This is a genomic window from Thermocrinis minervae (assembly GCF_900142435.1).
Classification (GTDB): domain Bacteria; phylum Aquificota; class Aquificia; order Aquificales; family Aquificaceae; genus Thermocrinis_A; species Thermocrinis_A minervae.
In genome coordinates, this window is record NZ_LT670846.1 from 1,106,229 (window position 1) to 1,130,164 (window position 23,936).

A 23,936-nucleotide genomic window follows, 5' to 3' on the forward strand; every position below is an offset into this window, starting at 1 on the left:
GACTCATGCGTATAGAGGTGTTGCCCGGGAGTTTGCTTGAAGTGGATGTAGACCTCATAGTAAACCCTGCCAACTCTTATGGGTACATGGGAGGAGGAGTAGCGGGGGTCATAAAGAGGTTTGGGGGTGAGCAGATAGAGAAGGAAGCTATGGCCAAGGCCCCTATAAAGGTAGGCAGTGCTGTGATAACTACTGCAGGAAAGCTTCCCTTCAAAGGAGTGGTTCATGCACCTACCATGGAAGAACCTGCCATGGAGACCACTCCAGAAAAAGTTAGACTAGCCGTCAGAGCGGCACTTGAACTCGCAGACAGCTTAAATTATACGAGCATAGCCTTTCCCGGTATGGGTACAGGAGTGGGAAGGCTTCCACATAAGGTGGCTGCCCAGGTTATGCTTGACGAGATAAAGTCCTTTAAACCCAAAAACCTCAAAAGAGTAGTGCTCGTGGACATAGACGAAAGGATGATTGAGGCCTGGAAAGAGTATCTATGAAGCTTATCCTTTCTGGCCTCTTCTGTGGACAAAGAGGTCTGTGGGAGCTAGACGTGTTAGATGTACACTTCTTTGATTCTCTCAAGGATTTGCCAGACGAGGATGGCTTTTTTGTACTCTCCTACGATCTATCCTCTGAAACCTTAGGTCTCAGGCTAAAAAGCTCTTCTTTACCTGCGATAGTCTTTGTCAAAGTAGGACAGGTCAAGAGGTGGATGGGTACAGAGGGAAGCTACAAACTTCGTTTTGTTGGCTCTTCCCTCTCCAGAGAGGAGTACATGCATAGGGTTCTTCTGATAAAGAAGCACATAGAGGATGGGACCGTATACCAACTTAACCTCACAAACAGGTTTGACTTTGAGTTTGAGGGCTCAATCCTTTCCCTCTTTTGGGACTACTACAGAAGGCAACCTACACCTTATTCCTTCTTTTTAGACTGCGAAGACTTCTTCGTGGTGAGTGGTTCCATGGAGCTTTTCCTAAGGAAAAGGTTTGAAAAGATAGTAAGTAGGCCCATAAAGGGTACCTCTAAAGATCTAAGGTCTCTACTTGAAAGCGAAAAGGATAAGGCGGAAAACCTTATGATCACAGACATGATGAGGAACGACCTTGGCAGGATAGCAAAGCCGGGAAGCGTAAAGGTAAAAAGGCTCTTTAGGGTACAAAGATACACTACCCTCTTTCAGATGTACTCAGAGGTACAAGCCGAGACCAAAGCATGCTTCAAAGACATACTTATGGCCACATTCCCACCTGCCTCCGTGACGGGTGCTCCTAAGGTTAAAGCTGCAGAGGTTATAGATACATTAGAACCACACCCACGTGGCTACTACTGTGGATGTGCCGGATTCAAGAAAGGACAGGACTTTACCCTATGTGTACTCATCAGGACAGCTATAGGTGACAAAGACAGGATAAGCTACTATGCTGGTGCTGGCATAGTTGCAGATTCAGATCCGCAGAAAGAATGGCAGGAGGTAATCCTCAAAACCAAGGCCTTTTATTCAGAACAAGCCTCTACCACCCGTGGATATACCCTTCAACCTCAGTTCTAGGTCTGTAGGTCTGCTTGCATACCTTACAGCTGTAGGCAAGTCTATAAGTCCCTTTCTGTAGAGTTCTTCTAAGTGCTGGTCAAAGGTCTGAGTCCCGTAGACGGTTTTGCCCTTCTCCATGAGACCTGGTATCTCATCCAAACGGGTAGGATCTATGATGCACTCCTTTATGGATGGTGTGTTTATAAGGACTTCTACTGCTGGAATGACCCCACTCCCATCGGCCTTAGGCAAAAGTCTTTGGGAGAATATGGCCACCAGAGTCTCGGCGAGCTGTAGCCTTATCTGCTCTCTAACCTCAAGGTTGAACATGCTTATGAGCCTGTTTATAGTCTCTTTGGCGTCCAAAGTGTGGAGTGTGGAGAGGACTAAGTGACCCGTCTCGGCCGCCTGAAGGGCTATCTGAGCAGTCTCTGGATCCCTTATCTCACCCACCATTATCACGTCAGGGTCTTCTCTGAGAGCCGCCCTAAGACCTTTTGCGAAGGAGCTCGTGTCTATACCCACTTCCCTTTGGATTATGAAAGACTTTTTATCGGTAAACAGATATTCTATGGGTTCCTCTATGGTGACTATAACATTATCCCTCGTGGAGTTTATCGTATCTATCATGGCGGCAAGGGTTGTAGACTTCCCAGAGCCCGTAGGTCCTGTGACAAGGATAAGTCCTTTAGTGTTCTCCAGGGCCACACGTCTAACAACCTCAGGAAGGTTTAAGGATTCAAAGGGTGGCACAGAGTAAGGAACAACTCTCAGAGCCATGCCAAAGCTTGCCCTCTGTTTATAGACGTTTACCCTGAAACGTGCCACACCAGGTAAAGAGTAGGAGACGTCCGTCTCACCATACTCCTCAAACTCTGCCAGCTTTCTCCTGTTGCGTTCCAAAACCTCTTTTAGGAACAGCTCCATATGTTTTTCTTCTAAGACTGGAAAATCATCCAACCTCTTTAACTGCTTTTTTACCCTTATTACTGGAGCACTACCTACCCTCAGGTGTATGTCAGAAGCTCCAAGCTCTATGGCTCTTTTAAGTATCAGTTGTAGCAAGACCAGCTACCTCCCTTACTTTTCTTTCTATCTCCTTTGCAAGCTCTGGGTTGTCCTCTAAAAACTTCTTAACTTGCTCCTTGCCCTGACCCAACTTTACATCACCGTAGCTGTACCAAGAACCACTCTTGGAGAGTATTCCGAGGTTTACCGCCACGTCTATAAGGTCGCAGAGCTTACATATGCCTTCGCCGTACAGAACATCAAACTCAGCCTCCTGGAAGGGAGGAGCTAACTTGTTCTTGACTATCTTCACCCTAACTCTGCTCCCAGACCTTTCACCACCGTCCTTTATCTCGCCTACTCTCCTTACGTCAAGCCTCATATCTGCGAAGAACTTTAGAGCCCTTCCTCCTGGTGTGGTCTCTGGGTTTCCAAACATAACTCCTATCTTTTCTCTGAGCTGGTTTATAAAGATAAGTGCCGTGTTAGTCTTGTAGACTATACCTTTTAACTTTCTCAGTGCTTGGGACATGAGCCTTGCCTGCTTACCTACATGAGCTTCTCCTATCTCACCTTCTAGCTCATCCTTTGGAACGAGAGCTGCCACAGAGTCTACGACTATAACGTCAACAGCTCCGCTACTTGCTAGACTTTCGGCTATCTCCAAAGCTTGTTCTCCATAGTCAGGTTGAGATATGTAGAGGTTTTCTACGTCCACGCCTATCTTTTGAGCATACTTAGGATCAAGGGCATGCTCTGCGTCTATGAAAACGGCCACACCCCCCATCTTTTGGGCTTCTGCTATTATATGTAAGGCAAGTGTAGTTTTACCGGAAGATTCTGGACCAAATATTTCTATAACCCTACCCTTAGGTATTCCACCCACACCCGTGGCTATGTCTAAGGCGAGGGACCCTGTGGGTATGGCGTCTACCTTGACTTTTTCTACCTTCTTCAAAGGCATTATGGAGCCTTTACCGAACTTCTTCTCTATGACCGATATTACCGACTCTAAGGCTTTCTTTTTTTCTTCCATACTACACCTCCACTATACGTGGCACTACGAAGAACCCTTGCTCTACCTGCGGTCCGTTCATGAGAGCTTCTTCTTGGGTCAACCCTTTCACAGGCACGTCGTCTCTCATGGGAGTCCCTTCAAGGTCAATACCGTATGGTTCCACATCTTTGGTGTCTACCTCCTTAAGTTGGTCCACGAAAGCCAGTATCTTTGCAAACTGCTCCTCAAGGATATTTTTCTCTTCTTCTCCAAGCTTTAGACGGGCCAGATAGGCTATTTTATCCACCATCATCTTAATTTTAAATTTAGTCTGGAGAAAAAACTAATTTCCTAAGTGGTGGTGTCAAGTGATACATGTTTTGTAGATATGCTAAGGTCGCCATAAAGCTTAGGATAATATTGATAGATCCTTTCAAACTCTTTAGCTTGCTCTTCCTGCCCAAGGGCTAGGTTAAGCAGATAAAGAAGGTAGTACTTCTCATAAGAATCTGGAGCAAGCATAAGCCACTTGGTAGCCTCTAGGTACTTAAACTCTGTGATGTACCTTAAGCCTATATGGAAGGGATCCTTTTTATCCTTGAGGTCTTCTTTGGTAAGCCTCTTGCCCTTTTCCTCAAGGACTATCCTAAAGGCTACCCTCATTCACTCTCTAAGTCTTTTATAAGCTCCTCTTTTACCTTTTGAGGTACCTCAGCCTCTGCCTTATAGTTGGGATGGTCTATGTAAACCCTTATGGGCATCTTTTTAAAGTCTTCCTTCTGTTCATCTGTCAGAGTTAGCTTCAAGAAGTGTACTACAGCCGTCTTGCCATATTCATAATCCTTTTCACTTCTTTCGTCAGCCACAGCTTTGATGATATGCTTCCCACCTATGTCAAAGTAAAGGCTATCGTGTATTCCCACTAGTTTTGGAAGCATCTGCTTTCTTTCGTTTTCATCAGGTATTTCTATGAACATTGTTATGGAAAGCTGGTTCTTTTCTGGTATAAGCTCGTTGTAGATCTCTATCTCCTGCTGAATCTCTTCCTCTTTTACCATCCTTTCTGTTCTTATCATCTCCTGTATTTGAAACCAAACGGTTTGAGTGTTTTCAAACACGAGGTGTACCAAAGGTCCTACGAAGAGCCTTCTATTCTTTTTAAGCTCTATTATTTCCTTTCTCTTCTCTTCTCTTACCTTCTCGTACTCGTATATGTTTAGTATGTCCTCTCTTGTAACTTTTCGCATGCTATAGGTCTCCCTTCAAAGAGCTTAAAGGGCCCCGAGGGGGCCTACGGATTAGCCCTTGAGGCTCTCTAGAGCCTTTTGGAACCTTCCGGCATGGGATTTTTCTGCCCTTGCCAGGGTCTCAAACCACTCAGCTATGTCATCAAAGCCTTCTTCCCTGGCTATCTTGGCAAAACCTGGGTACATCTCTGTGTACTCGTAGGTTTCACCGGCTATGGCAGCCTCGAGGTTCTGCTCCATAGTACCTATGGGCTTGCCTGTTGCAGGGTCTCCACCGCCGTACTTTTCAAGGAACTCAAGGTGTCCAAAAGCGTGACCTGTTTCACCCTCGGCAGTTTCTCTGAATATGTTGGCTATGTCTGGATAACCCTCTATATCTGCCTTACGGGCAAAGTAGAGATACCTCCTATTTGCCTGAGACTCGCCTGCAAAGGCATGCTTGAGACACTCAAGTGTCTTTGTGCCAGCCAAGCTCTTGCTCATGGTTCATACCTCCTTAAAATTTTTGTTGTCTTTTATTATATGCAAACTCTTCTCATTTGTCAAGAGGTCCTGTGAAGGTTTATAATCTTTTCGGTGGAGGGAAAAGCATGAAGGCAGTCTTTATCTGCTTAGCTTTGGTCTATTTTACCTTCGCTGTGGAGTGCAATCCTTCTATAAACATGGAGCAAGCTATAAACGCCGCCAAGCAGTTTGTGGGAGAGGTCCACTCGGTAAAGCTCAGGAAGTCTTACAAGACGGGAGAGTGTTACTACTCGGTAAGCGGTAGCCAAGGTAGTGCCATCATAGATGCCAACACGGGGAAGCTCGTCAGGTTTTACTCAAAGAAAGGTCGGTAAAGATTAAAACCTTCCTGGTAGTTTTTATGCGCGTAGCCGGCATTGGAACACCGGAGAGGAGTTTTTCCAGAACCTTCTTCTTTTCCTCTCCCTTTACGAAGAAGGCCACTTGACAGGAGGAGCTTATGTATTCGTAGGTGAGGCTCACACCCCATAAGCCATCAGGCCTCTTGCTTATACAAACCTTAGGTGTTATGTACCTGCAGGGGATACCTTCAAAGAGGGATGCAGTGTGACCATCTTCCCCTACACCTAAAAGCACAAAGTCTAACCTCTCTGGTAAGAGCCTGGAGTACTCTAAGGCACAACTCTCTAGGTCCTTGGATAGATCTGGACAGATGAGTTTACCTTTTATCCTTTGGCTTATGGCCCTACAGTTACTCTTCTCGTAAGAGTACCTTTCGTCTGTAAGGTAGAGGTTTATTCTTTCCCAATCCAAAGCAAGCATGCTGTAAAGGTCGAGGGGTGTTTTCCCTCCTGCCAGAGCTACACGGAACCTCCCATGCCTCTGTATAAAAACGGAGCTTAGCCTCCTTATGTACCTATGGAGCAGATCCTCTACGTTCTTTATGGGAAAGACTCTATACAAACCACTCCCTTCCATCTTTTTTCAGAAGGTCCCACGCTTCCTTAGGACACCACGAACCTACAGGATAAGTTATAGGATCCTTAGGAAAGTCTAGTAACGGCTCTACTACCTTCCACATGGTCTCCACCTCATCGTATCTCATGAAGAGGGTCTGATCACCCCTGAAGAGATCAACAAGAAGGCTTTCGTAAGGTTCTTTGTTCTCCACTTCCGTGTCAAACACTATCTGCCTTTCCACAGGACAAACTATGAACCTGTCAGCAAGAGGTCTTAGCTCTAGGTAGAGGACTATTTTGTTTTCTGGAGCTACTTCAAACACTATCCTGTTCTGCCTAGGCTCACAGTCAAGTAGGCTTATAAAGCTCTTGGGTATCTCCTTAAAGACCACCGTTATACGGGTGAGCTTTCTGGCCAAGGCCTTGCCTGTCATAAGGTAGAAGGGTACACCCTGCCAGCGGAGGTTATCTATGTAGAGCTTTAGAGCTACAAAGGTCTCTGCCTTTCCCTTGTAGCCTTCATACCTTCCAAAAACCACCTCCCGTGGGTCTATCTGCCTTATGGATCTTAGTACCTTAACTTTTTCGTCCCTTATGCTCTCTGGTTCCATACAACAAGGTGGCTCCATGGCCACGAAGGAAAGCATCTGAAGCATGTGATTCTGAAGCATGTCCCTGACAGCTCCAGTGGTCTCGTAGAAAGCTTCCCTTCCTTCTACACCCTTGTCCTCTAAAGCCAGTACTTGAACATGGTCTACAAAGTTCTTGTTCCATACACCTTCAAAGATGCTGTTGGAAAACCTAAGGGAAAATATGTTCTGTATGGTATGTTTCCCCAAGAAGTGGTCTATCCTAAATACCTCTTCCTCTACAAAGTACCTCCTTAGAAGCTCGTTGAGTCTTACAGCACTTGCGTAGTCTTTCCCGAAAGGCTTCTCTACGACTATCCTCCTTGGGTTTTCGAAGTTCCTGAGGAGTACTCCAAGACCCCTGATGGTATCCTCAAAGAGTTCTGGAGAAAGAGCCAGGTAGAAGATAAGTCCTTGGCCCTTGTGTTCCTGTAAGATCCTACCAAGCTCCTTGTATGAGTTAGGATCTTTTACGTCAAAGGGTACATACTTACACAGGGCTCTAAACTCTGGTCTGAAGGAGTTTAATTTTTCTTCCCATTGGGTAGTCTTTGTCCTCGCCAGCGCGTATACTCCTGAAAGGTTTCTAAAAAGGCCACTAGTGTAAAGCTTTTCCAAAGCTGGAAGGAGCTTGTTCCTTGCCAAATCTCCCGTACCACCTATCACGAAGAATGCCCAGAGCATCCTTTAAAATATACAAGATGGAAATAGCAAAGTACCAAGGATCTGGTAACGACTTTATACTGATAGACAACAGGGATGGTAAGGTCTACACCCTTCTGGATAAGCTGGGAATAACGATAAAGGACTTCGTGGTGAAGGTCTGTACCTTCCACACAGGCGTTGGTGCCGATGGACTCATACTCATAGAGGAACCAAAGGATAGAGAAAACGACTTTAGCTGGCAGTTCTTCAACTCGGATGGCTCTGTAGCCGAGATGTGCGGCAACGGCTCTAGGTGTGCCGTGAGGTTTGCCTATGAAAAGGGCATATGTAAAGAAGAGGTTAAGTTTGAAACCTTGGCCGGCATAATAAAGGCTTACGTTAAGGAAGGTGGAAAGGTAGTAAAGGTAAAGCTCACTAAACCCAAGGATTACAGAAAGGTAAGCCTTGAGGTGGATGGACTTAAGTTAGATGGTAGCTTTATAAACACGGGAGTGCCCCACTTCGTGGCAAAGGTGGATAACTTGGAAAACTTTCCTGTGGTCAAGTACGGAAGGCTCATAAGGTTCCACAAAGAGTTTGAACCAAAAGGAACGAACGTAAACTTTATAGAACCTCTGGATGATCAAACTATACGCATAAGAACATACGAAAGAGGAGTAGAAAGTGAGACCCTTGCATGCGGGACTGGTGCTACAGCCTCCGCTTTGATCTCTTACATGGAAGGCTATGTCAATAAAAGACCAGTTAAGGTTATAACGAAAGGTGGTGAGGTTTTGTTAGTGGATTTTGATGACAAGATGGAGGAAGTTTACCTAGAAGGTAGGGTAGTCAAAGTATTTGAAGGAGTACTAAGCTACGAGATACTGGATGTTTAGGGAACGCATAAGACGGATACACTTCGTAGGCATTGGTGGTATAGGCATGAGCGGTATAGCCCATGTCCTCCTTGACATGGGCTACGAGGTCAGTGGCTCAGACCTCAAAGAGAACAAAAACATACAACTGCTAAAAGAAAAGGGCTGTAAAGTCTACATAGGCCACAGGGAGGAAAACGTAGGTGACGCTCAGGTGGTGGTCTACTCCTCGGCAGTACCTAAGGACAACCCCGAGATAGTCAAGGCTAGAAGCCTTGGCATCCCTGTTATACCAAGGGGGGAGATGCTGGCAGAGCTCTTCAAACTCATGGAAGGCATAGCCGTATGCGGGTCGCACGGCAAGACTACCACTACATCTATGATAGCCCATGTAGTACACGAGCATGGGTTCGACCCTACCGTCATAATAGGTGGTATACTTCAGAGGTTTGGAAGCAACGCCAAACTTGGAAAGGACAAGCTCATAATATCCGAGGCGGACGAGAGCGATGGATCTTTCCTGAAGATCCTTCCTACAGTGGCAGTAATCACCAACATAGACAAAGAACACATAGGCTACTACAGAGACCTAGAAGACATAAAGGAGGCCTTCTTTAAGTTCGCTGAAAGCGTGCCTTTCTATGGCTTCTGTGTAGTAAACGTAGACGATGAAAACTCAAGGCACATAGTAGAGGGATGTTCCAAGAGAGTGGTAACCTACGGTATAGAAAGGGATGCTCAGGTGATGGCCAGAGATCTTAAGCTCTCCGATGGATGCTACAGCTACGAGCTCGTGGTAGAAGGAAGAGCGTGGGGAAGGGTAAAGCTTTCTGTACCTGGGCTTCACAATGTATACAATTCTCTGGCAAGTGTGTGCGTTGCATGGCAGATGGGTATAGACTTTGACACCATAGCTAAGGCCCTTTCCACTTTCAAGAACGCAGAGAGGAGATTAGAGCTGAAGGGCTTTTACAGAAACGTACCCGTCTACGACGATTATGGCCACCATCCCACAGAGATAAAGGCAACACTAAAGGCCATAAAGGACCTCTATCCAGACAAAAAGCTCCTTCTCGTGTTTCAACCTCACAGGTATTCGAGAACTTATCACCTCTTTGAGGATTTTGCGAAGGTGTTAAGACAGGCTGATGAGTGTGTGCTCACGGACATATACCCTGCAGGTGAGGAAAATACCTATGGCGTCTCTGGTGAGGAGCTTGCCAAAAAATCCGGCTGTCTTTTTGTCAGAGACAAAGCGGAGCTTTTTGAATACCTTAAAGACAGAGTTAACGATGCTCATGTGCTTCTCTTCATGGGTGCTGGTCCCATAGGCAGGTGGTGTGAGGAATTTTTGAATGAGGGGAATATCGGGTAAGGAATGGGTCTTCTTATGGGAGGAGATAGAACCACCACAAGAGTGGGTAGAAAGGTATGGAAAGTTAGGTGCTCAAATACTAGCGAACAGAGGACTAAAGCCAGAAGATTTATCCAAAAACCTTTCTGACCTCCTTGAGTACTCAAAGCTTGAACACATAAAAAGAGCCGCGGACGTCATAGCATGGGCCATAAAGAACGGTAAGAGGATAGTCTTGTTTGGAGACTATGACGTAGACGGCATCACCAGCTGTGCCCTCCTGCACAGGGTTATAAAGAAGCTAGGTGGTAAGGTGATCTCTGTAACACCCAACAGGAGCACAGGCTACGGTCTTAGCAAGGACCTAGTACAGAAGCTAAACCATTATGCGGACTTAGTGGTGACTTTAGACAACGGAACCACAGCCATAGAGGAGTTGAGCCTGGCAAAGGTACCCGTCCTAGTTCTTGACCATCACAACCCACGGGAGGACGTAAACTATCAAAACCTTTCCGAAAAGGTACTCCTTGTGAATCCAAAGTTGCTGGATATAGAGGAGCTTAAGGTGGTATCTACAGCTGCCCTGTCTATGCTTTTGTCCTACAGACTCATAGGTGACGACCTTATGGATTACCTTTATCTGCCAGCCCTCAGCACTGTAGCAGACGCTATGGAGTTGGTAGGTCTAAACAGACCCCTTGTACTTGAAGGTATAAAGTCCCTCAAGGAAACACTTAGGAAAGAAGGACACTACGGCATAAAGGAGCTTCTTAAGGTATTGAAGGACCAGGAGAACATCACAGTAAAGGATCTAAGCTTCTACCTTGTACCGAGGCTAAACGCTCCTGGAAGATTACACCGTGCAGAACTCTCCCTAAAGCTTCTTCTAGAGGATAGAGAAAAAGAAGCAGCAAGATTAGTGAGGCAAGTAGAAAGCATAAACCTTAAAAGAAGACAACTACAAGAGATCCTAGTCAACAAAGCTCTGAAAAAAGTAGAGATGTATCAAACGGAAAGACACTTTATAGTGCTCAAGACAAGGCCCGAGTACATAGGGTTAGCTGGTATAGTAGCCGGTAGAGTGGCCAACGCGTATTCCAAACCGTGCGCAGTCTTCGCTGTAGGCAAAGAAGAAGCAACCGCATCCGTAAGGGGTACACCTGAGGTAGAAGTTTACAACCCACTCTCTCAACTTTCTCACATGTACCTAAAGTGGGGTGGTCATGCCTATGCCATGGGTTTAACAATATGGAGTAAGGACCTACAAGAGTTTGAGACCAAGGCCAACGAGATCTTCTCCCAGGTTCCAAGGAAAACTCCCACCATACACGTAGATGCCTACCTGCCCCTAAGGGACCTTTCACAGGAACATATTAGACTGATTGAAAGTCTGGAGCCTTTTGGGGTTGGCTTTGAAGAACCCATATTCCTCTCTGAGGAGCTCACCATCAGCAACATAAAAGTTACAGGTTACGGCTGTTTTGTAGATACTAAGGAGGGATATTCTTTCTACTGTGCTAACCAAAACCTTGTGGAGAAGTTAAGGGTTGGTAGGGCTAGGGTTTTGTACAGCCTCAGCAGGAAAAAACACGAGCTTGTAGATCTAGCATGGCTCTGAGTCGTTCCCACGATCTTATAAATCTTATGCTTCTTGTGCCCACGCTCTACTTTGTGCCTAGAGAGTTCTACCTTCCCTTCGCAACCGGTTACCTTATAGGCACTTTCCTTCTCTCACCAGACTTGGATCTAAAACATTCTAAGCCTTCTAAAAGATGGAAGGTTTTTAGGTATCTTTGGAGACCCTACCAAAGTAAATCGAAGCACAGGGGAATTTCGCACGTACCCATAGTAGGTACCTTTATCAGGATTGCGTACCTTGTACTTGCAGTCTTCCTTCTGTTCCAGGCCTTTGTCTTATTACTTCACTACGTGGATCCCAGTTTGGAGGTTTTCCTTACAAAGGTAGACATGATAGGGCTTCTACAAGAGCTTATGTACAGAGAAGAAAGCTTTTACTTCTTACTCGGTCTTATCCTGTCAGAGGTGTTCCACGTGTTGATCGACCTTATCAGCAGTTTTTTAAAAGGGTATCTTTAGATGACCAGGCTGAGAAGCTTTCCCTTGACGTAAAAAACCTTCTTTATGGGCTTGCCTTGGACGTAAGAAGAGATTTTAGGATCTTTTAAAGCTACGTCTAACACCTCCTCCTGGGAAGCTTCTGGATGAACTGTTATGTGGGACCTCACCTTTCCGTTTACCTGAACAGGTATCTCTATGGCTTCTGTCCGTAGGGCCTCTGGGTCTACCTCGGGAAACGGATAGAAGACCATTGGCTTCTCGTTACCAAGCTTCTGCCAGAGCTCCTCGCATACGTGAGGAGTTATAGGATAGAGCATAAAAAGGACAATTTCAAAGGCTTCCCTCAAGACCATAGGGTTTTTCTCTTCTTCCTTTAGATCTGAAAGCTCGCCCACCAGCTGCATTATGGCGGCTATGGCTGTGTTGAAGGAGAATTCTTCCATGTCTTTCAAATACTTTTGAAGAGTCTGATGGGTTTTCCTCCTTACTTCCCTTGCCTTTCCTTGAACTTTTGAGAGCTCTTCCTTTGATACTCTGACGTCCTTTATGAGATCAAGGTTCTTGTGAAACAGCTCCCACAGTCTGTTTAAAAACCTGTATGCCCCCCTTAAACCTTCCTCTGTCCACTCAAAGTCCTTCTCAACAGGACCAGCGAAAAGTATGTAGAGTCTTACCGTATCTGCACCATACCTCTGTATGGTTTCCTCTGGATCCACTGTGTTGGCCTTAGACTTGGACATCTTTGCAGGTTCACCTATACGTGATTCTATGATTCTTAAAAGATCGTCGTTAGACAAATCCAACTTTTCAAGCAAAAACTTTACGTTATCACCTACGGATATGAAGTTCTCCTTTAGAAACTCTCCTATCTTCATCGAAGATATTTTATTCTAAACCTGCCAACCACTTGGAGACAAGCTCTACCTCCATATCAGAAAGACCCTTACCCCATGGACATCTCTTGGCTAGCTCTGCAACTTCTTGAGGCTTACCCTTGTACTTCTGCTTTAGAAGACTCACTGGCTTTTGACTCTTCTCTGTATGACACCTGAGACACTGGCTTTCAAAAAGGGCCTGACCTTCTGACTCTGCAAATACAATACTGGCCATCAGTAGTATCAATAGGTTACCCATATGGTTAAATATAGGTTAGACTAACACGAGCTCCAGTTTACCTCTCTCCTCGTCCACTGCCACTACTTTGACCCTTACTACATCCCCAAGCCTGTAAACCTTTCCCGTCCTAACACCTACGAACCTATGAGCTGGCTCGTCGTATATGTATTCATCATCTGTAAGGTCCGATATCTTTACGAGCCCCTCAACCAAATATTCCTTTATCTCTACGAAGAAGCCGGCAGGTATAAGCCCTGTTATTATTCCTTCAAACACCTCTCCCACATGTGCCTTCATATAACGCGCCTTGAGGAGGTCTATGGCCGTCCTTTCTACCTCTTCCGCTAGCCATTCTCTCATGGAAAGATACTGTCCCATCTGCTCTAATTCCTCTATATCGTAGGTGGGCTCCCTTCCCATAAGGGAGTCTTTTAGGAGTCTGTGAACCACTATGTCCGGGTACCTCCTTATGGGTGATGTGAAGTGTGCGTAATGTTCAGAGGCGAGGCCAAAGTGTCCAAGGTTGTGTGGGCTGTATACGGCCCTCTTCATGCTACGGAGGGTTAAAAACCTCACAAGGTTCTCTTCAGGCCTTCCCTCAAAATACTCTATTATCTTCTGGAAGAACCTGGGCTCTAAAGAAAAACCCTTGGTTTTGTAACCAAGACCGTTTAGTATCTCCAAGAGGTTTTCCACCTTTTCAGGATCTGGCTTTTCATGTACTCTGTAAAGGCATGGATAACCAGCATTTTCTAGGTGCATGGCAACGGTCTCGTTGGCGCTTACCATGAACTGTTCTATTATCCTATGTGCCACGTGCCTCTCGTAAGGGATTATGGCCGTAGGTTCTCCATACTCATCTACTATGAGTTCCACCTCTGGTAGGTCAAAGTCTATGCTACCTAGTTCCCATCTCTTTTTAGAGAGTATTCTGTAAAGGTCTTCCATAAGCCTAAGATGCTCTACAAACCCGGGATACTTGTTTTCGAGTGCTGGATCGCCCACTATCAAGGAAAGGGCTTCGTTGTAAGTTAACCTTGCCTTACTCTTTATAACACTTTCATACAGATCATAATCGAGAAGTCTTCCTTTTAGGTCAAAGGTCATCTGACATGTAAAGGCGAGTCTATCTTCGTTGGGCTTTAGGCTGCACAGGTCGGCAGATAGTCTCTCGGGTAACATGTGAAGAGCCCTATCAGGTAAATAGAAGGTAAAACCCCTCCTGTATGCCTCCTTGTCTATCTCCGAACCGAGTTTTACAAAATACGTTACGTCAGCTATATGAACCCATAACCTGAACCTCTCCTGATCTATCTTCTCTATGGCTACCGCATCGTCAAAGTCTCTTGCCCTTTCTGGGTCTATGGTAAAGCATACCTGATCCCTTAGGTCCCTTCTGTCTTCCTTTATAAGGATGGTAAGAGACTCTGCCTCTTTCTTTACAGCTGGTGGGTAATCTGTTGGAAGCTCGTACTTCCTGATGAGAAGCTCCACTATTAGAGATCTCTCAGAAGGATGACCTAGAACTTCCTTTATCCTTCCTATGGCTGGATTTCCCTTGGAAGGGTAGCTTATGATCTCTACTACCACATAGGTACCATCCTTTAGCTTATTCCTATCTTTCTTTACAAGAACTATCTTGTGGAAGGAGTTTTCATCCACGGGTATGGCGTACATACCCTCAATCTTGCACACTATATCTTTCTTGGCTCTCTTTAGTATCTTGAGTACCCTTACCTCTTTCTTACCCTTGTACTCTACCACCTTTGCCTTTATAACGTCACCCGAGAAGAGCTTTTGCATCTCAAAGGGTGGTATGTAGATATCCTTCTGACCTTCTCCTACGTGTAGAAAGCCAAAACCTGCCGGAAAAGCTATGACCGTACCCTTAACTATAGGTTCGCTGGCCAGTACATATCTACCTTTTACCACTTGAAGCAGATGTTTCTTCTTTAAGTTCCTGAGTGCTTTTTTTAGAGCCTTGAGCTGTTTTTTTTCCAGACCAAGCCTTTGGGCTATCTCCATAAAGTGAAGAGGCCTTTTGGCCTTTTTAAAGAGTTCAAGGATGAGATCTTCCATCAGGGATTGTACTCTCCGGAGAGGACCTTTTGATAGAAGCTTTTAGGTAAAAAGGCGTATCTGTGCATGTCTTCTGAGTAGAGTTTAGCCTGTACACTCACCGGTCTTTTTGGCTCTCTTGGATCATGGACCTTTGAACCTACTGACATGGTCCACCAGTAACCCGCATACCCTGGTATGACTGCCGTGTACATATCTACTATGGGAAATACTTTGTGCAACGACTTTTGGACCCTTCTTACTATCTCTATGTGATAGTGAAGGGACTCAGTTTGACCCACGTAGATACCATCATCCTTGAGGGCGTTGTATACGTATCTAAAGAACTCTTCTGTGGTTAGCACATGGGCAAAGCCAACAGGATCTGTGGAGTCTACGATTATCACGTCAAACTCCTTCTCACAGTCTTGTATGTACTTGTAACCATCCTCGTTGAGAACCAACACTCTGGGGTCCTGGAAGGCTACCGACATGGTAGGGAAAAACCTCTTGGAAACTTCTATGACCTCTTTGTCTATGTCTACAAGGACAGCCCTCTTTACCTCAGGATGCTTTAATACTTCCCTTAGGACTCCACCGTCTCCTCCACCTATGATGAGAACATCCTGTGGGTTTGGATGGGCGTAGAGGGGCACATGGGCCATAAACTCGTGGTATATGTACTCAAACCTTTCATCGCACTGGGCCACCCCATCAAGCACTAGGACTTTTCCGAAAAAGGGACTTTCCAGCACCATTATCTCCTGGAACTGACTCTTACCCTGGTAAAGCACTTGGCTGACTGGATAAACATGCCTGATGGGTGCGTAAGGATCCCTTTCAATGAAGAACACGTCCACCATCTCTAGCCACCTCTAAGTTTATTTTATGCCTTTGCGTCCCTAGCCACCCCTCTTCTGCTGTTTTTTATAAACTCTACGAACTTTACCACCTCTGGGTAGTGTCCAAGCTCATCAAGTACCTTTTGCAGTGCATCTTTCTTTAACATGCCGCTACGGAATACTATCCTGTAAGCTTTTTTGATGGCAGCTATAACATCCTTGCTAAAGCCTCTCCTTTCTAAACCTATCGTGTTCACGCCATACAGAAGGGCATGCTGTCCTGAAGCCCTTGTGTAGGGTGGTATGTCCAGAGAAACACCCGAGAGGCCACCTACCATGGCGTACGCCCCCACTCTAGACCATTGATGAACTGCCGAGAGACCACCTATGAAAGCGTACTCCCCTACCTCCACATGACCACCCAAGGTGGCACAGTTGGCCATTATAACGCCTCTTCTCACAATACAGTCGTGAGCTACGTGAGAGTAAGCCATAAGCATCACGTCGTCCTCGACGATGGTCTTCATCTTGTCCAGGGCTGTACCCCTGTGTATGGTCACGTACTCCCTTATTATCACCCTGTTTCCTATTATTACCTCCGAGTCTTCTCCTGCGTACCTAAGATGTTGAGGCTCCTCTCCTATTATTGCTCCGTCAAAGATCTTACAGTCTTGGCCTATGGTTACCCTACCTTTTAGACTCACCCTTGGACCTATCTTTGTACCACTACCTATGACTATCCTACCTTCAAGCACACAGTAGGGACCTATTTCTACATCTTCACCGAGCTCTATGTCTCCCATTAGGATAGCTGTAGGATGCACCTTAGCCATTGCTTACATACTCCTTCAGGAGAAAGAGAGCCCATTGAGTGGAAAGGAACCTGTTTTGGTTTCTGCTTTTCTTAAAGACAAAAGACCACACTTTCACTTCTCTGTCTGAGCCTATGCCTATGTAGGTAAGGCCAACAGGCTTTTCCTTCGTGCCACCGGTAGGTCCGGCTATACCCGTTATGGATACGCTCACATCTGCATCTGTTTCCTCAAGAACAGATATGCACATGGCTCTGCACACTTCCTCCGAAACAGCCCCGTACTTTTTTAAGAGCTCCTCCTCAACGCTTAGCAGTTTTGTTTTCAGGTCATTAGAGTATACCACAAACCCACCCAGGAAGAAGGATGAGGCACCCTCCACGTTCACCAGTCTGGCCGAAAGAAGCCCAGCCGTGCAGCTCTCTGCTACAGCGAGTTTAACACCTCTCCTTTTAAGTATCCTGGCTACTACTTCTTCGAGCTCTAACCAACTTTCAGCGTACACATACTTTCCCAAAGACTTAAGTATCCTTTCCTTTTCGCCTTCATTCCTCGGGAAGAAGTCCACACCACCTATCCACACTCTATGCGGTACGTCCTTAGGGTAATCCTCACACCCAAAAGTTCTTATCACATAATCCCCTTTTCTTCTCCTTGAGCATACGGAGACTATCACAGCTTTTCCCACCTATGGTAGGGCTTTTTTAGAAAGGCATTGGGAGAAACTCCAGGGTCAAAGGGTTGAAACTCCTCATAGGAGTAGGGAATAAATACAACCCCTGGAGCTATGTTGGGCGTTGTCTGTAAAGGAAGGTTTGCATCACCTATGGTTATATTCTCTTTTAGCCCAAGCTTCTTGTAGGTAGAAGGATGTATGTACGCCTTCTGCTTTCTTTCCATCTCGTGGAGCCATGGGTACCAATGACCCAAGTCCTCCACGAGAGTGTTCTCTGTATGCACGTACACACCACCTTTTATATCTTCCGGTTCTATCTCTAGGTCTTCTATGCTTGCAGGTTCAAAATACAAACTCTGTACATCTATGTTTGTTATCTCTTTAAGAAGCTCGTAAAGGCTGTAACCTTCTCCATCCAAAACCCTGTCTGACCTTACCCTGTAGCTGTACGCATGCCTGTAGATGGTAAAAATCCTCTCGGTAAAGTTTTTAGCAGGTATCACCATGTTGGAGTTGTTTACGCTGTAATCTGGGAAAAGAGAAAGACTCACTGTAAATCTTAGGTCTTTAAGAACCTCCTTGGGTAAGAGTTTTAACAGGTTCCCCACCACAAATATAAGGTCGTAATCTGTGTTAAACTCAGACAGTTCCTTAGCTGGATATGGCATGATATCGCCCACAAAGCTGTAGGAGACTCCAAACCTTTTCCTGAGGTTCTTGACGAGGTTGAGCACCCTGTTTCTGAAGGGAGAAAGGAGGAGATGACTGCCTACCAAAAGTAGGGAATCTCTAAGGAGGTATAAAAACCTTTTGAGTTCTTTTATCTCTTGATCTGTATCCTCCGGCTCCAGGAGCTTCTCCAGAAAGGTCAAAGACTCTGCAGGGTTAAGAAGGAACCTTTTTTTGGCCTTAGCGCAGACAGTCTCATACCTGGAGGAAAAGCAATAGAGTATGCTTCCCTTCTCTACGGCGTCCACCAGGAATCTCGTAGCCATAACGTCCGAGAATACAGGCTCTGCCTCGAGGGAGATTATGAGCTTTTTATCCTTCCAGTGAACAAAATCAACGGTGGAGGGCTTGAAGTTCACAACGGGCGCATCTACGTATACGTCTCCCAGCTCCTTGGCTATAAGGTAGTCCTCTAGGCTTGTATGCCTACCGAGCAAAAAGGCTATCTTTCCCCTTAACTTTTCTTTCAAGATACCCAGCGTTTCCTCTTTCGTGATCCTTTTGAACTGTCCCGAATCCTTTAGGTAGAAGTCTTTTAGCCTAAAGGGGTTTGATGGAGTCTCTTGGATGTAGGCTATCCCTTTGGTGCATAAGCTTCCCATTCCTCTTTCGTCGGCAGGATGCCCGTAAAGGTCTACTATCTTTCCATCCTTTAGATAGGCTATGTACGCACAGGAACATCCGCATCCAGCGCAGAAGCCTACCTTTTGCTCGTCAAAGCCCTTGGCTGTCAGGGGAATAGCAGTCGGCTGTAAGTTCATGAAAAAAGGATTATAACACGGTCTACCTCTTACTACAGCCCCGTCTTACGAAGGGCTTGAGCTTGGTGTAAGCTATTCCTTCCAACACTATAAGTTCAAAGAGTTCAGCGAGCCTGTAAGGATAGGCTCAAGTATTGTGAACGTATCCCGCAACGGGAACTATCTTCCGTACATACCAATTTGATCAGAGGTACGCAGTAGAAGTCACAAAGGATGTAGCTACTGCTACCAATCTGATGCTTAGGGTAAGCTACAACTTCCAAGATGGGTAGATACGGCAGGCCTTATAGCCCTTCTGATGGCCATCTTCTTAGTGCTTTCCTTGGTTTACGTAAGTTTTAAAGCTATAGCCTACATGCTCAAGATGGACGTTAAAAGGGTATTCATAACTCTCGGTTATGCCTTTGCACCACTGATGATAGTGGGAAGCCTTTCTCATATCCTTGAGTTCTTCTTTATAGAGTACTATAGCAATCTAGTAAATGGCTTTTCTCAAGCCTTTTCTTTAGGAATTTGGGTAGAACCTTTGGCAAAGAGAGGAGAGCCCTGGCTTGCGGTGTTCAGAGCTTTCCCCTTCATAGCAGGCTTTTGGAGCCTGTACATACTCTGGAAAAGGGTAAACCTTCTCACACAGGAAAAAAGGCTTATTGTGTACCTCCTTGCCAGCTTGCTACCCGTGGTATACATACTACTGTCACTCATCACACTCATAGTCATGATGTTGTTCCCTCCGCACCATCATCACCATTAGGGTTTTATAATCCTCTCTCATGCTACTCATAGTGAAGATAGGTTCCAACCTAATACAGACAGAGCAAGGAGACATAGACTTAGAGTTCATCTCCAGACTGGCTAGAGAGGTAAAAGTCCTTAAAAGCCAAGGAGACAAAGTTCTCATAGTTTCCTCGGGTGCCGTCCTGTGTGGTATAAAAAAACTAGGTCTCTCCAAAAAGCCAGAAGATCTAACCACAAAACAAGCCTTGGCTGGTATAGGACAGGCGTACCTTATGAGGATCTATGACTCTACCTTCTCCAACTACGGGCTTGTTGTGGCTCAAGTGCTCTTGACCAACGATGTCTTTAAGGACCCTGTAAAGTTCCAGAGTGCTAAAAACACCCTTGAGAAGATGCTAGAACTCTCAGTAGTTCCCATCATCAATGAAAACGACACAGTGGCCATATCGGAGCTCATCTTCGGAGACAACGACTTTTTAGCTGTTTACACTGCCTTCATGATGGAGGCAAACTTGATAGTCCTCTACTCTTCCGCGGGCGGGCTTCTTGATCACGAAGGGATGGTAATCCCAGAGATTAAGGATGTAGGTCAAGCCATGGTCTACATAAGGAAGGAAAAGAGCATGTATGGAAGTGGTGGAATGTACAGCAAGCTGAGTGCCAGCGCCATAGCCAGTTCCCTGGGTATACCTGTCTTCATAACAGGCAAAAGCCAGAGCCTGCTGGACGTAGTAAATAACAACGCTGTGGGTACCCTCATAAAGCCTTCGACCAAACCCCTAAAGCACAGTAAACGTCTTATGGCCATGATGGAGGAGACAAGGGGAGCCGTGTACATAGACGAGGGAGCTTACAGGGCTCTAAAGGAGGGTAAAAGCCTCCTTCCTGCAGGTATAAAGAGGGTAGAAGGATACTTCCAAAGGGGAGACCTCGTAAGCGTGAAGCTGCTGGATGGTATGCTCGTAGGCAAAGGCAGGGTAAACTTCTCCTCCGAGGAGTTAAGTAGAGTAATGGGAATGAAAGGAGAAGAAGTCAAAAAAGCCCTGAACACTCAAAAAGAAGAGGCTATACACAGGGACAAGCTTGTTATCTTCTTTTAGAGGTAGCCCGCTTCTACACCTATGCACGCATCCCAGATGAACCTTATTCTGTCTTTGTACTTTTCTATTACCTCAAGGTTCTCAGAACCAGGTTGGAACCATACACATTTAGCGTTAAGCTCTATAGCCTTTTGAACAATAGGCTCCACCTGGGAAGGGTTCCTAAAAACGTTCACTATGTCTATAGATTCCGGGACCTCATCCATGGAAGAAAGAACCTTTATACCCAGTATTTCCTTCCCAGCGTACATGGGGTTGACAAAGTAAACCCTCTTGTCTTTTGCCTTCTGTAGGAGCCTCTCGCTTACGTAGTAAGAAGGCCTTTCTGGCTTATCGGATATGCCTACTACAACTATCACCCTGGCATCTTTTAAAGTTTCAAAAGCTTCATCTCTGTGTGGATGCTCAAACCTCGCCATGCTATAATTATAAACCATGGCAGGTCACAGCCACTGGGCTCAGATAAAGCACAAGAAGGCCAAGATAGACGCCCAAAGGGGTAAGATATTCAGCAAGATAATAAGGGAGATAACGGTAGCTGTCAGAGAAGGAGGTCCAAACCCAGACAACAACCCAAGACTTAGAAACGCCATAGAGAACGCCAAAAAGGTCAACATGCCCATGGAAACCATAGAAAGGGCTATAAAGAAAGGAGCTGGAGAGCTCAGCGGAGAATCTTATGAAGAGGTAGTCTACGAAGGTTACGGACCCGGTGGTGTAGCCATAATGGTGTTTGCCTTAACAGACAATCGTAACAGAACTACCTCCGAAGTTAGGCACGTGTTTACAAAGCATGGAGGCAACCTAGGCTCCTCTGGTTGCGTATCCTATATGTTTGAAAGGGTAGGATACATAGAGGTCCCTAAGGATGCCATAAGTGAGGAAGAACTATACGAGAAGGCCATAGAGGCAGGAGCAAAAGACGTAGAGGTAGGTTCAGAATACTACATAGTTTACACAGAACCAGAGGAGTTTTACGAAGTTAAAGAAAGATTAGCTTCTGCGGGGGTTCCTATAGAGAGCGCAGAGCTTACCTATAAGCCGAACGTGACTACAAGGGTTGAAGATCCAGAGACTGTTAAAAAGCTTCTAAAGCTTATGGAAGCCCTTGACGAACTTGACGACGTGCAAAAGGTCATTTCCAACTTTGACGTGCCAGAGGAAATACTAAAACAGGTGGTATGAAAAGACAAGTCTACACGCCTAATGCTCCCAAACCTGTAGGCCCTTACTCTCAAGCCGTAGTTTACAGGGACCTTATCTTTCTCTCGGGTCAGATAGGTATAGATCCTACCACAGGTAATCTGAAAGAAGGTCTCAAAGAGCAGTTTTTGCAGTGTCTAAAGAACGTAGAGAGTATACTCAGCGAGGTAGGCTCCAGCAAAGAAAAGATACTCAGGGTAGTGATATACCTAACGGACTTGGATCAGTTTAAACTCGTAAACGAGGTCTATGAGGAGTTCTTCAGGGACGTGGAGGTAAAACCAGCAAGGACTACAGTAGGAGTAGATAGACTACCTTTGAATGCATTCGTTGAAGTAGAAGTAACCGCACATCTTTGAATCTTTTGGTTTATAATTATTATTCTGTTAGGGCTGGTAGCTCAGCTGGCAGAGCAACGGACTCTTAATCCGTGGGTCGCGGGTTCGACTCCCGCCCAGCCCATTCCATTCATTGAACTATAAGCCCGGGTCCAGACCTTATTAGCTTTCCGTTCTCAAACAGGTAGGAGGAAGGCAGGTAAACAATAGGATAGTAGTCGTTGAACTTGATAGCTGGATCCACTAATGTCAGGAAGTTAGGTCTTATACCGAGCTGTTTGTAGCTCTCCTTTACCTCATCGGGCGTCATACCCACGGCATAAGAGATGACCGTGTATTTACTTACCAGACGAGGAAGTTCCTTAAGATCCCTAGAGTGCCCAGAGCAAGTTCTACTCCAGACATAGATGAGCACCTTACCGCGAGAGTAATCAGATAGGTTTACCTTCTCATTGTCTAAGGTATATACCTCTATGCTAGGAAGGCCTGACCTTTGGAAGCAAGAAAGGATAAGCAGGAAAAGTAAAAGTAACCTTTTCAATCTACCCTCGCGAGTATCTTCTCCCTAAAGTCTGCCAGGGTAGGCTTTATACGCACCGTATGGTGAAGATGTCCTTCTAACACCTCCATGGTCTTATAACCATTACCCGTTATGTAGACAACCACCACCTCGTCTGGTTTAAAAGCACCCCTTTGAGCTAGCTTCTTGAGGACAGCTATAGTAGTCCCACCAGCTGTCTCAGTAAAGATACCTTCCGTCTCGGCCAGCAGCTTTATACCCTCTATGATCTCCTCGTCTGTGGCTGTTTCCCAGTCTCCATTGCTTTCTCTAGTTACCTGAAGGGCGTACATGCCATCTGCTGGGTTACCTATGGCTATAGATTTGGCTATGGTGTTGGGTTTTACTGGTATTATGAAATCCCTTCCTTCCTTCCAAGCTTTTGCTATGGGTGAGCATCCCTCAGCCTGAGCCCCATAAACCCTCGTGTTCATGCTATCTATAAGCCCTACTTTTACCAACTCCTTTAGCCCTTTCCATATCTTGGTGATCAAAGAACCAGAGGCAGCAGGTGCTACCACAGCATCTGGTGCCCTCCATCCTAACTGCTCCACTACCTCAAAGGCTAAGGTCTTGGATCCTTCCGCATAGAAAGGTCTTACGTTGATGTTTACGAAGGCCCAAGGAAGCTCGTTGGCTATCTCAGAGCAAAGTCTGTTAACATCGTCGTAGGTACCCTCTACAGCTACCACCGTGGGTTTAAAAACTAAGCTACCGTATATCTTCTGAGACTCCAAGTTTGCAGGTATGAAGACATAACAGTTCATACCAGACTGGGCTGCATGAGCGGAGACGGAATTAGCCAGATTGCCCGTAGAAGCGCATGCTACTGTATCAAATCCAAACTCCTTGGCCTTTGAAATGGCTACTGCTACCACCCTATCCTTAAAGGACAGGGTAGGATGGTTTACAGAATCGTCCTTTATGTAAAGGTTTTTAAGCCCTAAGATAGCTCCCAAGTTTTCCGCCTTGCGAAGGGGCGTAAATCCTGCAGTAAGACCTACGGTGGGCTCTTCCACAGGTAGCAGATCTATGTATCTCCACAAACTCTTTGGACCCTTTTCTATCTTCTCTCTGCTTATGTTTTTCCTTATCTCTTCGTAGTCGTAGACTACTTCTAGAGGTCCAAAGCAGAGCTCGCACACGTGTATGGGCTCTATAGGGTATTCCTTTCCACACTCTCTACACTTAAGGGCCTTTACCTTAGCCATAGGTTAT

The 23,936-nt window shown here is 45.7% G+C and carries 29 protein-coding genes and 1 tRNA gene; 12 read left to right on the plus strand and 18 right to left on the minus strand.

Annotation, left to right across the window (positions count from 1 at the left end):
• Positions 1 to 5: 5 nt before the first annotated feature.
• A complete protein-coding gene (locus B5444_RS06145; RefSeq protein ID WP_079654345.1) occupies positions 6 to 494 on the plus strand; it encodes an ADP-ribose-binding protein in 489 nt (162 codons plus the stop codon).
• Positions 491 to 1,549, plus strand: a complete 1,059-nt coding sequence (locus B5444_RS06150; protein WP_079654346.1) for a chorismate-binding protein — start codon at positions 491 to 493, stop codon at positions 1,547 to 1,549. Before B5444_RS06145 ends, B5444_RS06150 begins: the two co-directional genes overlap by 4 nt.
• Here B5444_RS06150 and B5444_RS06155 read toward each other — a convergent pair.
• From B5444_RS06155 to B5444_RS06180, 6 genes are read right to left on the minus strand one after another with little or no spacing between them, the layout of a single operon-like run.
• Positions 1,499 to 2,596 carry a type IV pilus twitching motility protein PilT gene (locus tag B5444_RS06155; RefSeq protein ID WP_079654347.1) on the minus strand — a complete coding sequence of 366 codons (1,098 nt, stop codon included), beginning with the start codon at positions 2,594 to 2,596 and terminating at the stop codon, positions 1,499 to 1,501. The two genes, B5444_RS06150 and B5444_RS06155, sit on opposite strands and share 51 nt — an antisense overlap.
• A complete protein-coding gene (gene recA / locus B5444_RS06160) occupies positions 2,577 to 3,575 on the minus strand; it encodes a recombinase RecA (RefSeq protein WP_079654348.1) in 999 nt (332 codons plus the stop codon). The genes B5444_RS06155 and recA overlap by 20 nt, the downstream gene beginning before the upstream one ends.
• A gap of 1 nt (position 3,576) precedes the next feature.
• Positions 3,577 to 3,849 (minus strand): Asp-tRNA(Asn)/Glu-tRNA(Gln) amidotransferase subunit GatC, encoded by a 273-nt coding sequence (gatC, locus tag B5444_RS06165; protein WP_331711496.1) that lies wholly within the window; start codon positions 3,847 to 3,849, stop codon positions 3,577 to 3,579.
• A 38-nt stretch (positions 3,850 to 3,887) separates the two neighbouring features.
• Positions 3,888 to 4,199, minus strand: a complete 312-nt coding sequence (locus B5444_RS06170; protein ID WP_079654350.1) for a hypothetical protein — start codon at positions 4,197 to 4,199, stop codon at positions 3,888 to 3,890.
• Entirely contained in the window at positions 4,196 to 4,783 is a 588-nt protein-coding gene (locus B5444_RS06175; RefSeq protein ID WP_079654351.1) for a DUF3501 family protein, read from the minus strand. Before B5444_RS06175 ends, B5444_RS06170 begins: the two co-directional genes overlap by 4 nt.
• 51 nt (positions 4,784 to 4,834) lie before the next feature.
• Positions 4,835 to 5,266: a rubrerythrin family protein gene (locus tag B5444_RS06180; RefSeq protein ID WP_079654352.1), complete on the minus strand. Its 432-nt coding sequence runs from the start codon at positions 5,264 to 5,266 to the stop codon at positions 4,835 to 4,837.
• Positions 5,267 to 5,373: 107 nt separating this feature from the next.
• On the opposite strand from B5444_RS06180, the gene B5444_RS06185 reads away from it, so the two are divergent.
• Positions 5,374 to 5,622, plus strand: a complete 249-nt coding sequence (locus B5444_RS06185; RefSeq protein WP_079654353.1) for a PepSY domain-containing protein — start codon at positions 5,374 to 5,376, stop codon at positions 5,620 to 5,622.
• On the opposite strand, the gene B5444_RS06190 is transcribed toward B5444_RS06185, so the two are convergent.
• Positions 5,594 to 6,211: a 6-phosphogluconolactonase gene (locus tag B5444_RS06190; protein ID WP_172838437.1), complete on the minus strand. Its 618-nt coding sequence runs from the start codon at positions 6,209 to 6,211 to the stop codon at positions 5,594 to 5,596. The two genes, B5444_RS06185 and B5444_RS06190, sit on opposite strands and share 29 nt — an antisense overlap.
• Positions 6,204 to 7,520, minus strand: a complete 1,317-nt coding sequence (gene zwf, locus B5444_RS06195; protein WP_079654355.1) for a glucose-6-phosphate dehydrogenase — start codon at positions 7,518 to 7,520, stop codon at positions 6,204 to 6,206. The genes B5444_RS06190 and zwf overlap by 8 nt, the downstream gene beginning before the upstream one ends.
• A 17-nt stretch (positions 7,521 to 7,537) precedes the next feature.
• Between zwf and dapF the strand changes: the two genes are divergently transcribed.
• Genes dapF through B5444_RS06215 form a run of 4 tightly spaced genes read left to right on the plus strand, consistent with a single transcriptional unit; the run spans position 7,538 to position 11,807 of the window.
• The gene (gene dapF / locus B5444_RS06200) at positions 7,538 to 8,377 is read left to right on the plus strand and encodes a diaminopimelate epimerase (protein WP_079654670.1); all 840 of its coding nucleotides are present in this window, start codon (positions 7,538 to 7,540) and stop codon (positions 8,375 to 8,377) included.
• Entirely contained in the window at positions 8,370 to 9,731 is a 1,362-nt protein-coding gene (gene murC / locus B5444_RS06205; RefSeq protein WP_079654356.1) for a UDP-N-acetylmuramate--L-alanine ligase, read from the plus strand. The genes dapF and murC overlap by 8 nt, the downstream gene beginning before the upstream one ends.
• Complete coding sequence (locus tag B5444_RS06210; RefSeq protein ID WP_079654357.1) at positions 9,712 to 11,328, plus strand: single-stranded-DNA-specific exonuclease RecJ; 1,617 nt, start codon at positions 9,712 to 9,714, stop codon at positions 11,326 to 11,328. The genes murC and B5444_RS06210 overlap by 20 nt, the downstream gene beginning before the upstream one ends.
• The gene (locus B5444_RS06215; RefSeq protein ID WP_079654358.1) at positions 11,319 to 11,807 is read left to right on the plus strand and encodes a metal-binding protein; all 489 of its coding nucleotides are present in this window, start codon (positions 11,319 to 11,321) and stop codon (positions 11,805 to 11,807) included. Before B5444_RS06210 ends, B5444_RS06215 begins: the two co-directional genes overlap by 10 nt.
• Here the strand turns inward: B5444_RS06215 and B5444_RS06220 are convergent.
• Genes B5444_RS06220 through B5444_RS06250 form a run of 7 tightly spaced genes read right to left on the minus strand, consistent with a single transcriptional unit; the run spans position 11,804 to position 18,783 of the window.
• Positions 11,804 to 12,664, minus strand: coding sequence for a class I tRNA ligase family protein (locus tag B5444_RS06220; protein ID WP_079654359.1), 861 nt, complete (start codon positions 12,662 to 12,664; stop codon positions 11,804 to 11,806). The genes B5444_RS06215 and B5444_RS06220 overlap by 4 nt on opposite strands.
• A 10-nt stretch (positions 12,665 to 12,674) precedes the next feature.
• Positions 12,675 to 12,923: a c-type cytochrome gene (locus B5444_RS06225; protein WP_079654360.1), complete on the minus strand. Its 249-nt coding sequence runs from the start codon at positions 12,921 to 12,923 to the stop codon at positions 12,675 to 12,677.
• A 15-nt stretch (positions 12,924 to 12,938) separates the two neighbouring features.
• Positions 12,939 to 14,984 carry a ribonuclease R gene (gene rnr / locus B5444_RS06230; protein WP_079654361.1) on the minus strand — a complete coding sequence of 682 codons (2,046 nt, stop codon included), beginning with the start codon at positions 14,982 to 14,984 and terminating at the stop codon, positions 12,939 to 12,941.
• Positions 14,984 to 15,826 carry a polyamine aminopropyltransferase gene (gene speE / locus B5444_RS06235; RefSeq protein ID WP_079654362.1) on the minus strand — a complete coding sequence of 281 codons (843 nt, stop codon included), beginning with the start codon at positions 15,824 to 15,826 and terminating at the stop codon, positions 14,984 to 14,986. Before speE ends, rnr begins: the two co-directional genes overlap by 1 nt.
• A gap of 23 nt (positions 15,827 to 15,849) precedes the next feature.
• Entirely contained in the window at positions 15,850 to 16,638 is a 789-nt protein-coding gene (gene lpxA, locus B5444_RS06240) for an acyl-ACP--UDP-N-acetylglucosamine O-acyltransferase (RefSeq protein ID WP_079654363.1), read from the minus strand.
• A complete protein-coding gene (locus B5444_RS06245; protein WP_231967105.1) occupies positions 16,631 to 17,305 on the minus strand; it encodes a CinA family protein in 675 nt (224 codons plus the stop codon). The genes lpxA and B5444_RS06245 overlap by 8 nt, the downstream gene beginning before the upstream one ends.
• Complete coding sequence (locus B5444_RS06250) at positions 17,290 to 18,783, minus strand: molybdopterin dinucleotide binding domain-containing protein (RefSeq protein ID WP_079654365.1); 1,494 nt, start codon at positions 18,781 to 18,783, stop codon at positions 17,290 to 17,292. Before B5444_RS06250 ends, B5444_RS06245 begins: the two co-directional genes overlap by 16 nt.
• A 298-nt stretch (positions 18,784 to 19,081) precedes the next feature.
• Here B5444_RS06250 and B5444_RS06255 point away from each other — a divergent pair, with 298 nt between their 5' ends.
• Together B5444_RS06255 and proB are read left to right on the plus strand one after the other, a co-directional pair.
• The gene (locus tag B5444_RS06255) at positions 19,082 to 19,534 is read left to right on the plus strand and encodes a hypothetical protein (protein ID WP_079654366.1); all 453 of its coding nucleotides are present in this window, start codon (positions 19,082 to 19,084) and stop codon (positions 19,532 to 19,534) included.
• 19 nt (positions 19,535 to 19,553) lie between these two features.
• A complete protein-coding gene (gene proB / locus B5444_RS06260) occupies positions 19,554 to 20,618 on the plus strand; it encodes a glutamate 5-kinase (protein ID WP_079654367.1) in 1,065 nt (354 codons plus the stop codon).
• Here proB and B5444_RS06265 read toward each other — a convergent pair.
• A complete protein-coding gene (locus B5444_RS06265) occupies positions 20,615 to 21,037 on the minus strand; it encodes a CoA-binding protein (RefSeq protein ID WP_079654671.1) in 423 nt (140 codons plus the stop codon). The two genes, proB and B5444_RS06265, sit on opposite strands and share 4 nt — an antisense overlap.
• Before the next feature lie 16 nt (positions 21,038 to 21,053).
• On the opposite strand from B5444_RS06265, the gene B5444_RS06270 reads away from it, so the two are divergent.
• The 3 genes from B5444_RS06270 (at position 21,054) to B5444_RS06280 (ending at position 22,283) form a co-directional block, all read left to right on the plus strand.
• Positions 21,054 to 21,803 carry a YebC/PmpR family DNA-binding transcriptional regulator gene (locus B5444_RS06270; RefSeq protein ID WP_079654368.1) on the plus strand — a complete coding sequence of 250 codons (750 nt, stop codon included), beginning with the start codon at positions 21,054 to 21,056 and terminating at the stop codon, positions 21,801 to 21,803.
• Positions 21,800 to 22,180: a RidA family protein gene (locus tag B5444_RS06275; RefSeq protein ID WP_079654369.1), complete on the plus strand. Its 381-nt coding sequence runs from the start codon at positions 21,800 to 21,802 to the stop codon at positions 22,178 to 22,180. The genes B5444_RS06270 and B5444_RS06275 overlap by 4 nt, the downstream gene beginning before the upstream one ends.
• A 30-nt stretch (positions 22,181 to 22,210) precedes the next feature.
• Positions 22,211 to 22,283, plus strand: a tRNA-Lys gene (locus tag B5444_RS06280).
• Between the two features lie 6 nt (positions 22,284 to 22,289).
• On the opposite strand, the gene B5444_RS06285 is transcribed toward B5444_RS06280, so the two are convergent.
• Together B5444_RS06285 and thrC are read right to left on the minus strand one after the other, a co-directional pair.
• Positions 22,290 to 22,700 (minus strand): TlpA family protein disulfide reductase, encoded by a 411-nt coding sequence (locus tag B5444_RS06285; RefSeq protein ID WP_079654370.1) that lies wholly within the window; start codon positions 22,698 to 22,700, stop codon positions 22,290 to 22,292.
• Positions 22,697 to 23,929, minus strand: a complete 1,233-nt coding sequence (thrC, locus tag B5444_RS06290) for a threonine synthase (RefSeq protein WP_079654371.1) — start codon at positions 23,927 to 23,929, stop codon at positions 22,697 to 22,699. Before thrC ends, B5444_RS06285 begins: the two co-directional genes overlap by 4 nt.
• Between the last annotated feature and the right edge of the window lie 7 nt (positions 23,930 to 23,936).

Excerpts from the sequence above, each read along its gene's own strand:
- B5444_RS06250 (WP_079654365.1), bottom strand. The coding sequence starts at position 18,783 with ATGAACTTACAGCCGACTGCTATTCCCCTGACAGCCAAGGGCTTTGAC.
- murC (WP_079654356.1), top strand. The coding sequence starts at position 8,370 with ATGTTTAGGGAACGCATAAGACGGATACACTTCGTAGGCATTGGTGGT.
- B5444_RS06185 (WP_079654353.1), top strand. The coding sequence starts at position 5,374 with ATGAAGGCAGTCTTTATCTGCTTAGCTTTGGTCTATTTTACCTTCGCT.
- proB (WP_079654367.1), top strand. The coding sequence starts at position 19,554 with ATGCTACTCATAGTGAAGATAGGTTCCAACCTAATACAGACAGAGCAA.
- B5444_RS06215 (WP_079654358.1), top strand. The coding sequence starts at position 11,319 with ATGGCTCTGAGTCGTTCCCACGATCTTATAAATCTTATGCTTCTTGTG.
- recA (WP_079654348.1), bottom strand. The coding sequence starts at position 3,575 with ATGGAAGAAAAAAAGAAAGCCTTAGAGTCGGTAATATCGGTCATAGAG.
- speE (WP_079654362.1), bottom strand. The coding sequence starts at position 15,826 with ATGGTGGACGTGTTCTTCATTGAAAGGGATCCTTACGCACCCATCAGG.
- B5444_RS06270 (WP_079654368.1), top strand. The coding sequence starts at position 21,054 with ATGGCAGGTCACAGCCACTGGGCTCAGATAAAGCACAAGAAGGCCAAG.
- B5444_RS06225 (WP_079654360.1), bottom strand. The coding sequence starts at position 12,923 with ATGGGTAACCTATTGATACTACTGATGGCCAGTATTGTATTTGCAGAG.
- B5444_RS06210 (WP_079654357.1), top strand. The coding sequence starts at position 9,712 with ATGAGGGGAATATCGGGTAAGGAATGGGTCTTCTTATGGGAGGAGATA.
- B5444_RS06145 (WP_079654345.1), top strand. The coding sequence starts at position 6 with ATGCGTATAGAGGTGTTGCCCGGGAGTTTGCTTGAAGTGGATGTAGAC.
- B5444_RS06265 (WP_079654671.1), bottom strand. The coding sequence starts at position 21,037 with ATGGCGAGGTTTGAGCATCCACACAGAGATGAAGCTTTTGAAACTTTA.
- lpxA (WP_079654363.1), bottom strand. The coding sequence starts at position 16,638 with ATGGCTAAGGTGCATCCTACAGCTATCCTAATGGGAGACATAGAGCTC.
- B5444_RS06275 (WP_079654369.1), top strand. The coding sequence starts at position 21,800 with ATGAAAAGACAAGTCTACACGCCTAATGCTCCCAAACCTGTAGGCCCT.
- dapF (WP_079654670.1), top strand. The coding sequence starts at position 7,538 with ATGGAAATAGCAAAGTACCAAGGATCTGGTAACGACTTTATACTGATA.
- rnr (WP_079654361.1), bottom strand. The coding sequence starts at position 14,984 with ATGGAAGATCTCATCCTTGAACTCTTTAAAAAGGCCAAAAGGCCTCTT.
- B5444_RS06255 (WP_079654366.1), top strand. The coding sequence starts at position 19,082 with ATGGCCATCTTCTTAGTGCTTTCCTTGGTTTACGTAAGTTTTAAAGCT.
- B5444_RS06150 (WP_079654346.1), top strand. The coding sequence starts at position 491 with ATGAAGCTTATCCTTTCTGGCCTCTTCTGTGGACAAAGAGGTCTGTGG.
- B5444_RS06175 (WP_079654351.1), bottom strand. The coding sequence starts at position 4,783 with ATGCGAAAAGTTACAAGAGAGGACATACTAAACATATACGAGTACGAG.
- zwf (WP_079654355.1), bottom strand. The coding sequence starts at position 7,520 with ATGCTCTGGGCATTCTTCGTGATAGGTGGTACGGGAGATTTGGCAAGG.
- thrC (WP_079654371.1), bottom strand. The coding sequence starts at position 23,929 with ATGGCTAAGGTAAAGGCCCTTAAGTGTAGAGAGTGTGGAAAGGAATAC.
- B5444_RS06180 (WP_079654352.1), bottom strand. The coding sequence starts at position 5,266 with ATGAGCAAGAGCTTGGCTGGCACAAAGACACTTGAGTGTCTCAAGCAT.
- B5444_RS06220 (WP_079654359.1), bottom strand. The coding sequence starts at position 12,664 with ATGAAGATAGGAGAGTTTCTAAAGGAGAACTTCATATCCGTAGGTGAT.
- B5444_RS06170 (WP_079654350.1), bottom strand. The coding sequence starts at position 4,199 with ATGAGGGTAGCCTTTAGGATAGTCCTTGAGGAAAAGGGCAAGAGGCTT.
- gatC (WP_331711496.1), bottom strand. The coding sequence starts at position 3,849 with ATGATGGTGGATAAAATAGCCTATCTGGCCCGTCTAAAGCTTGGAGAA.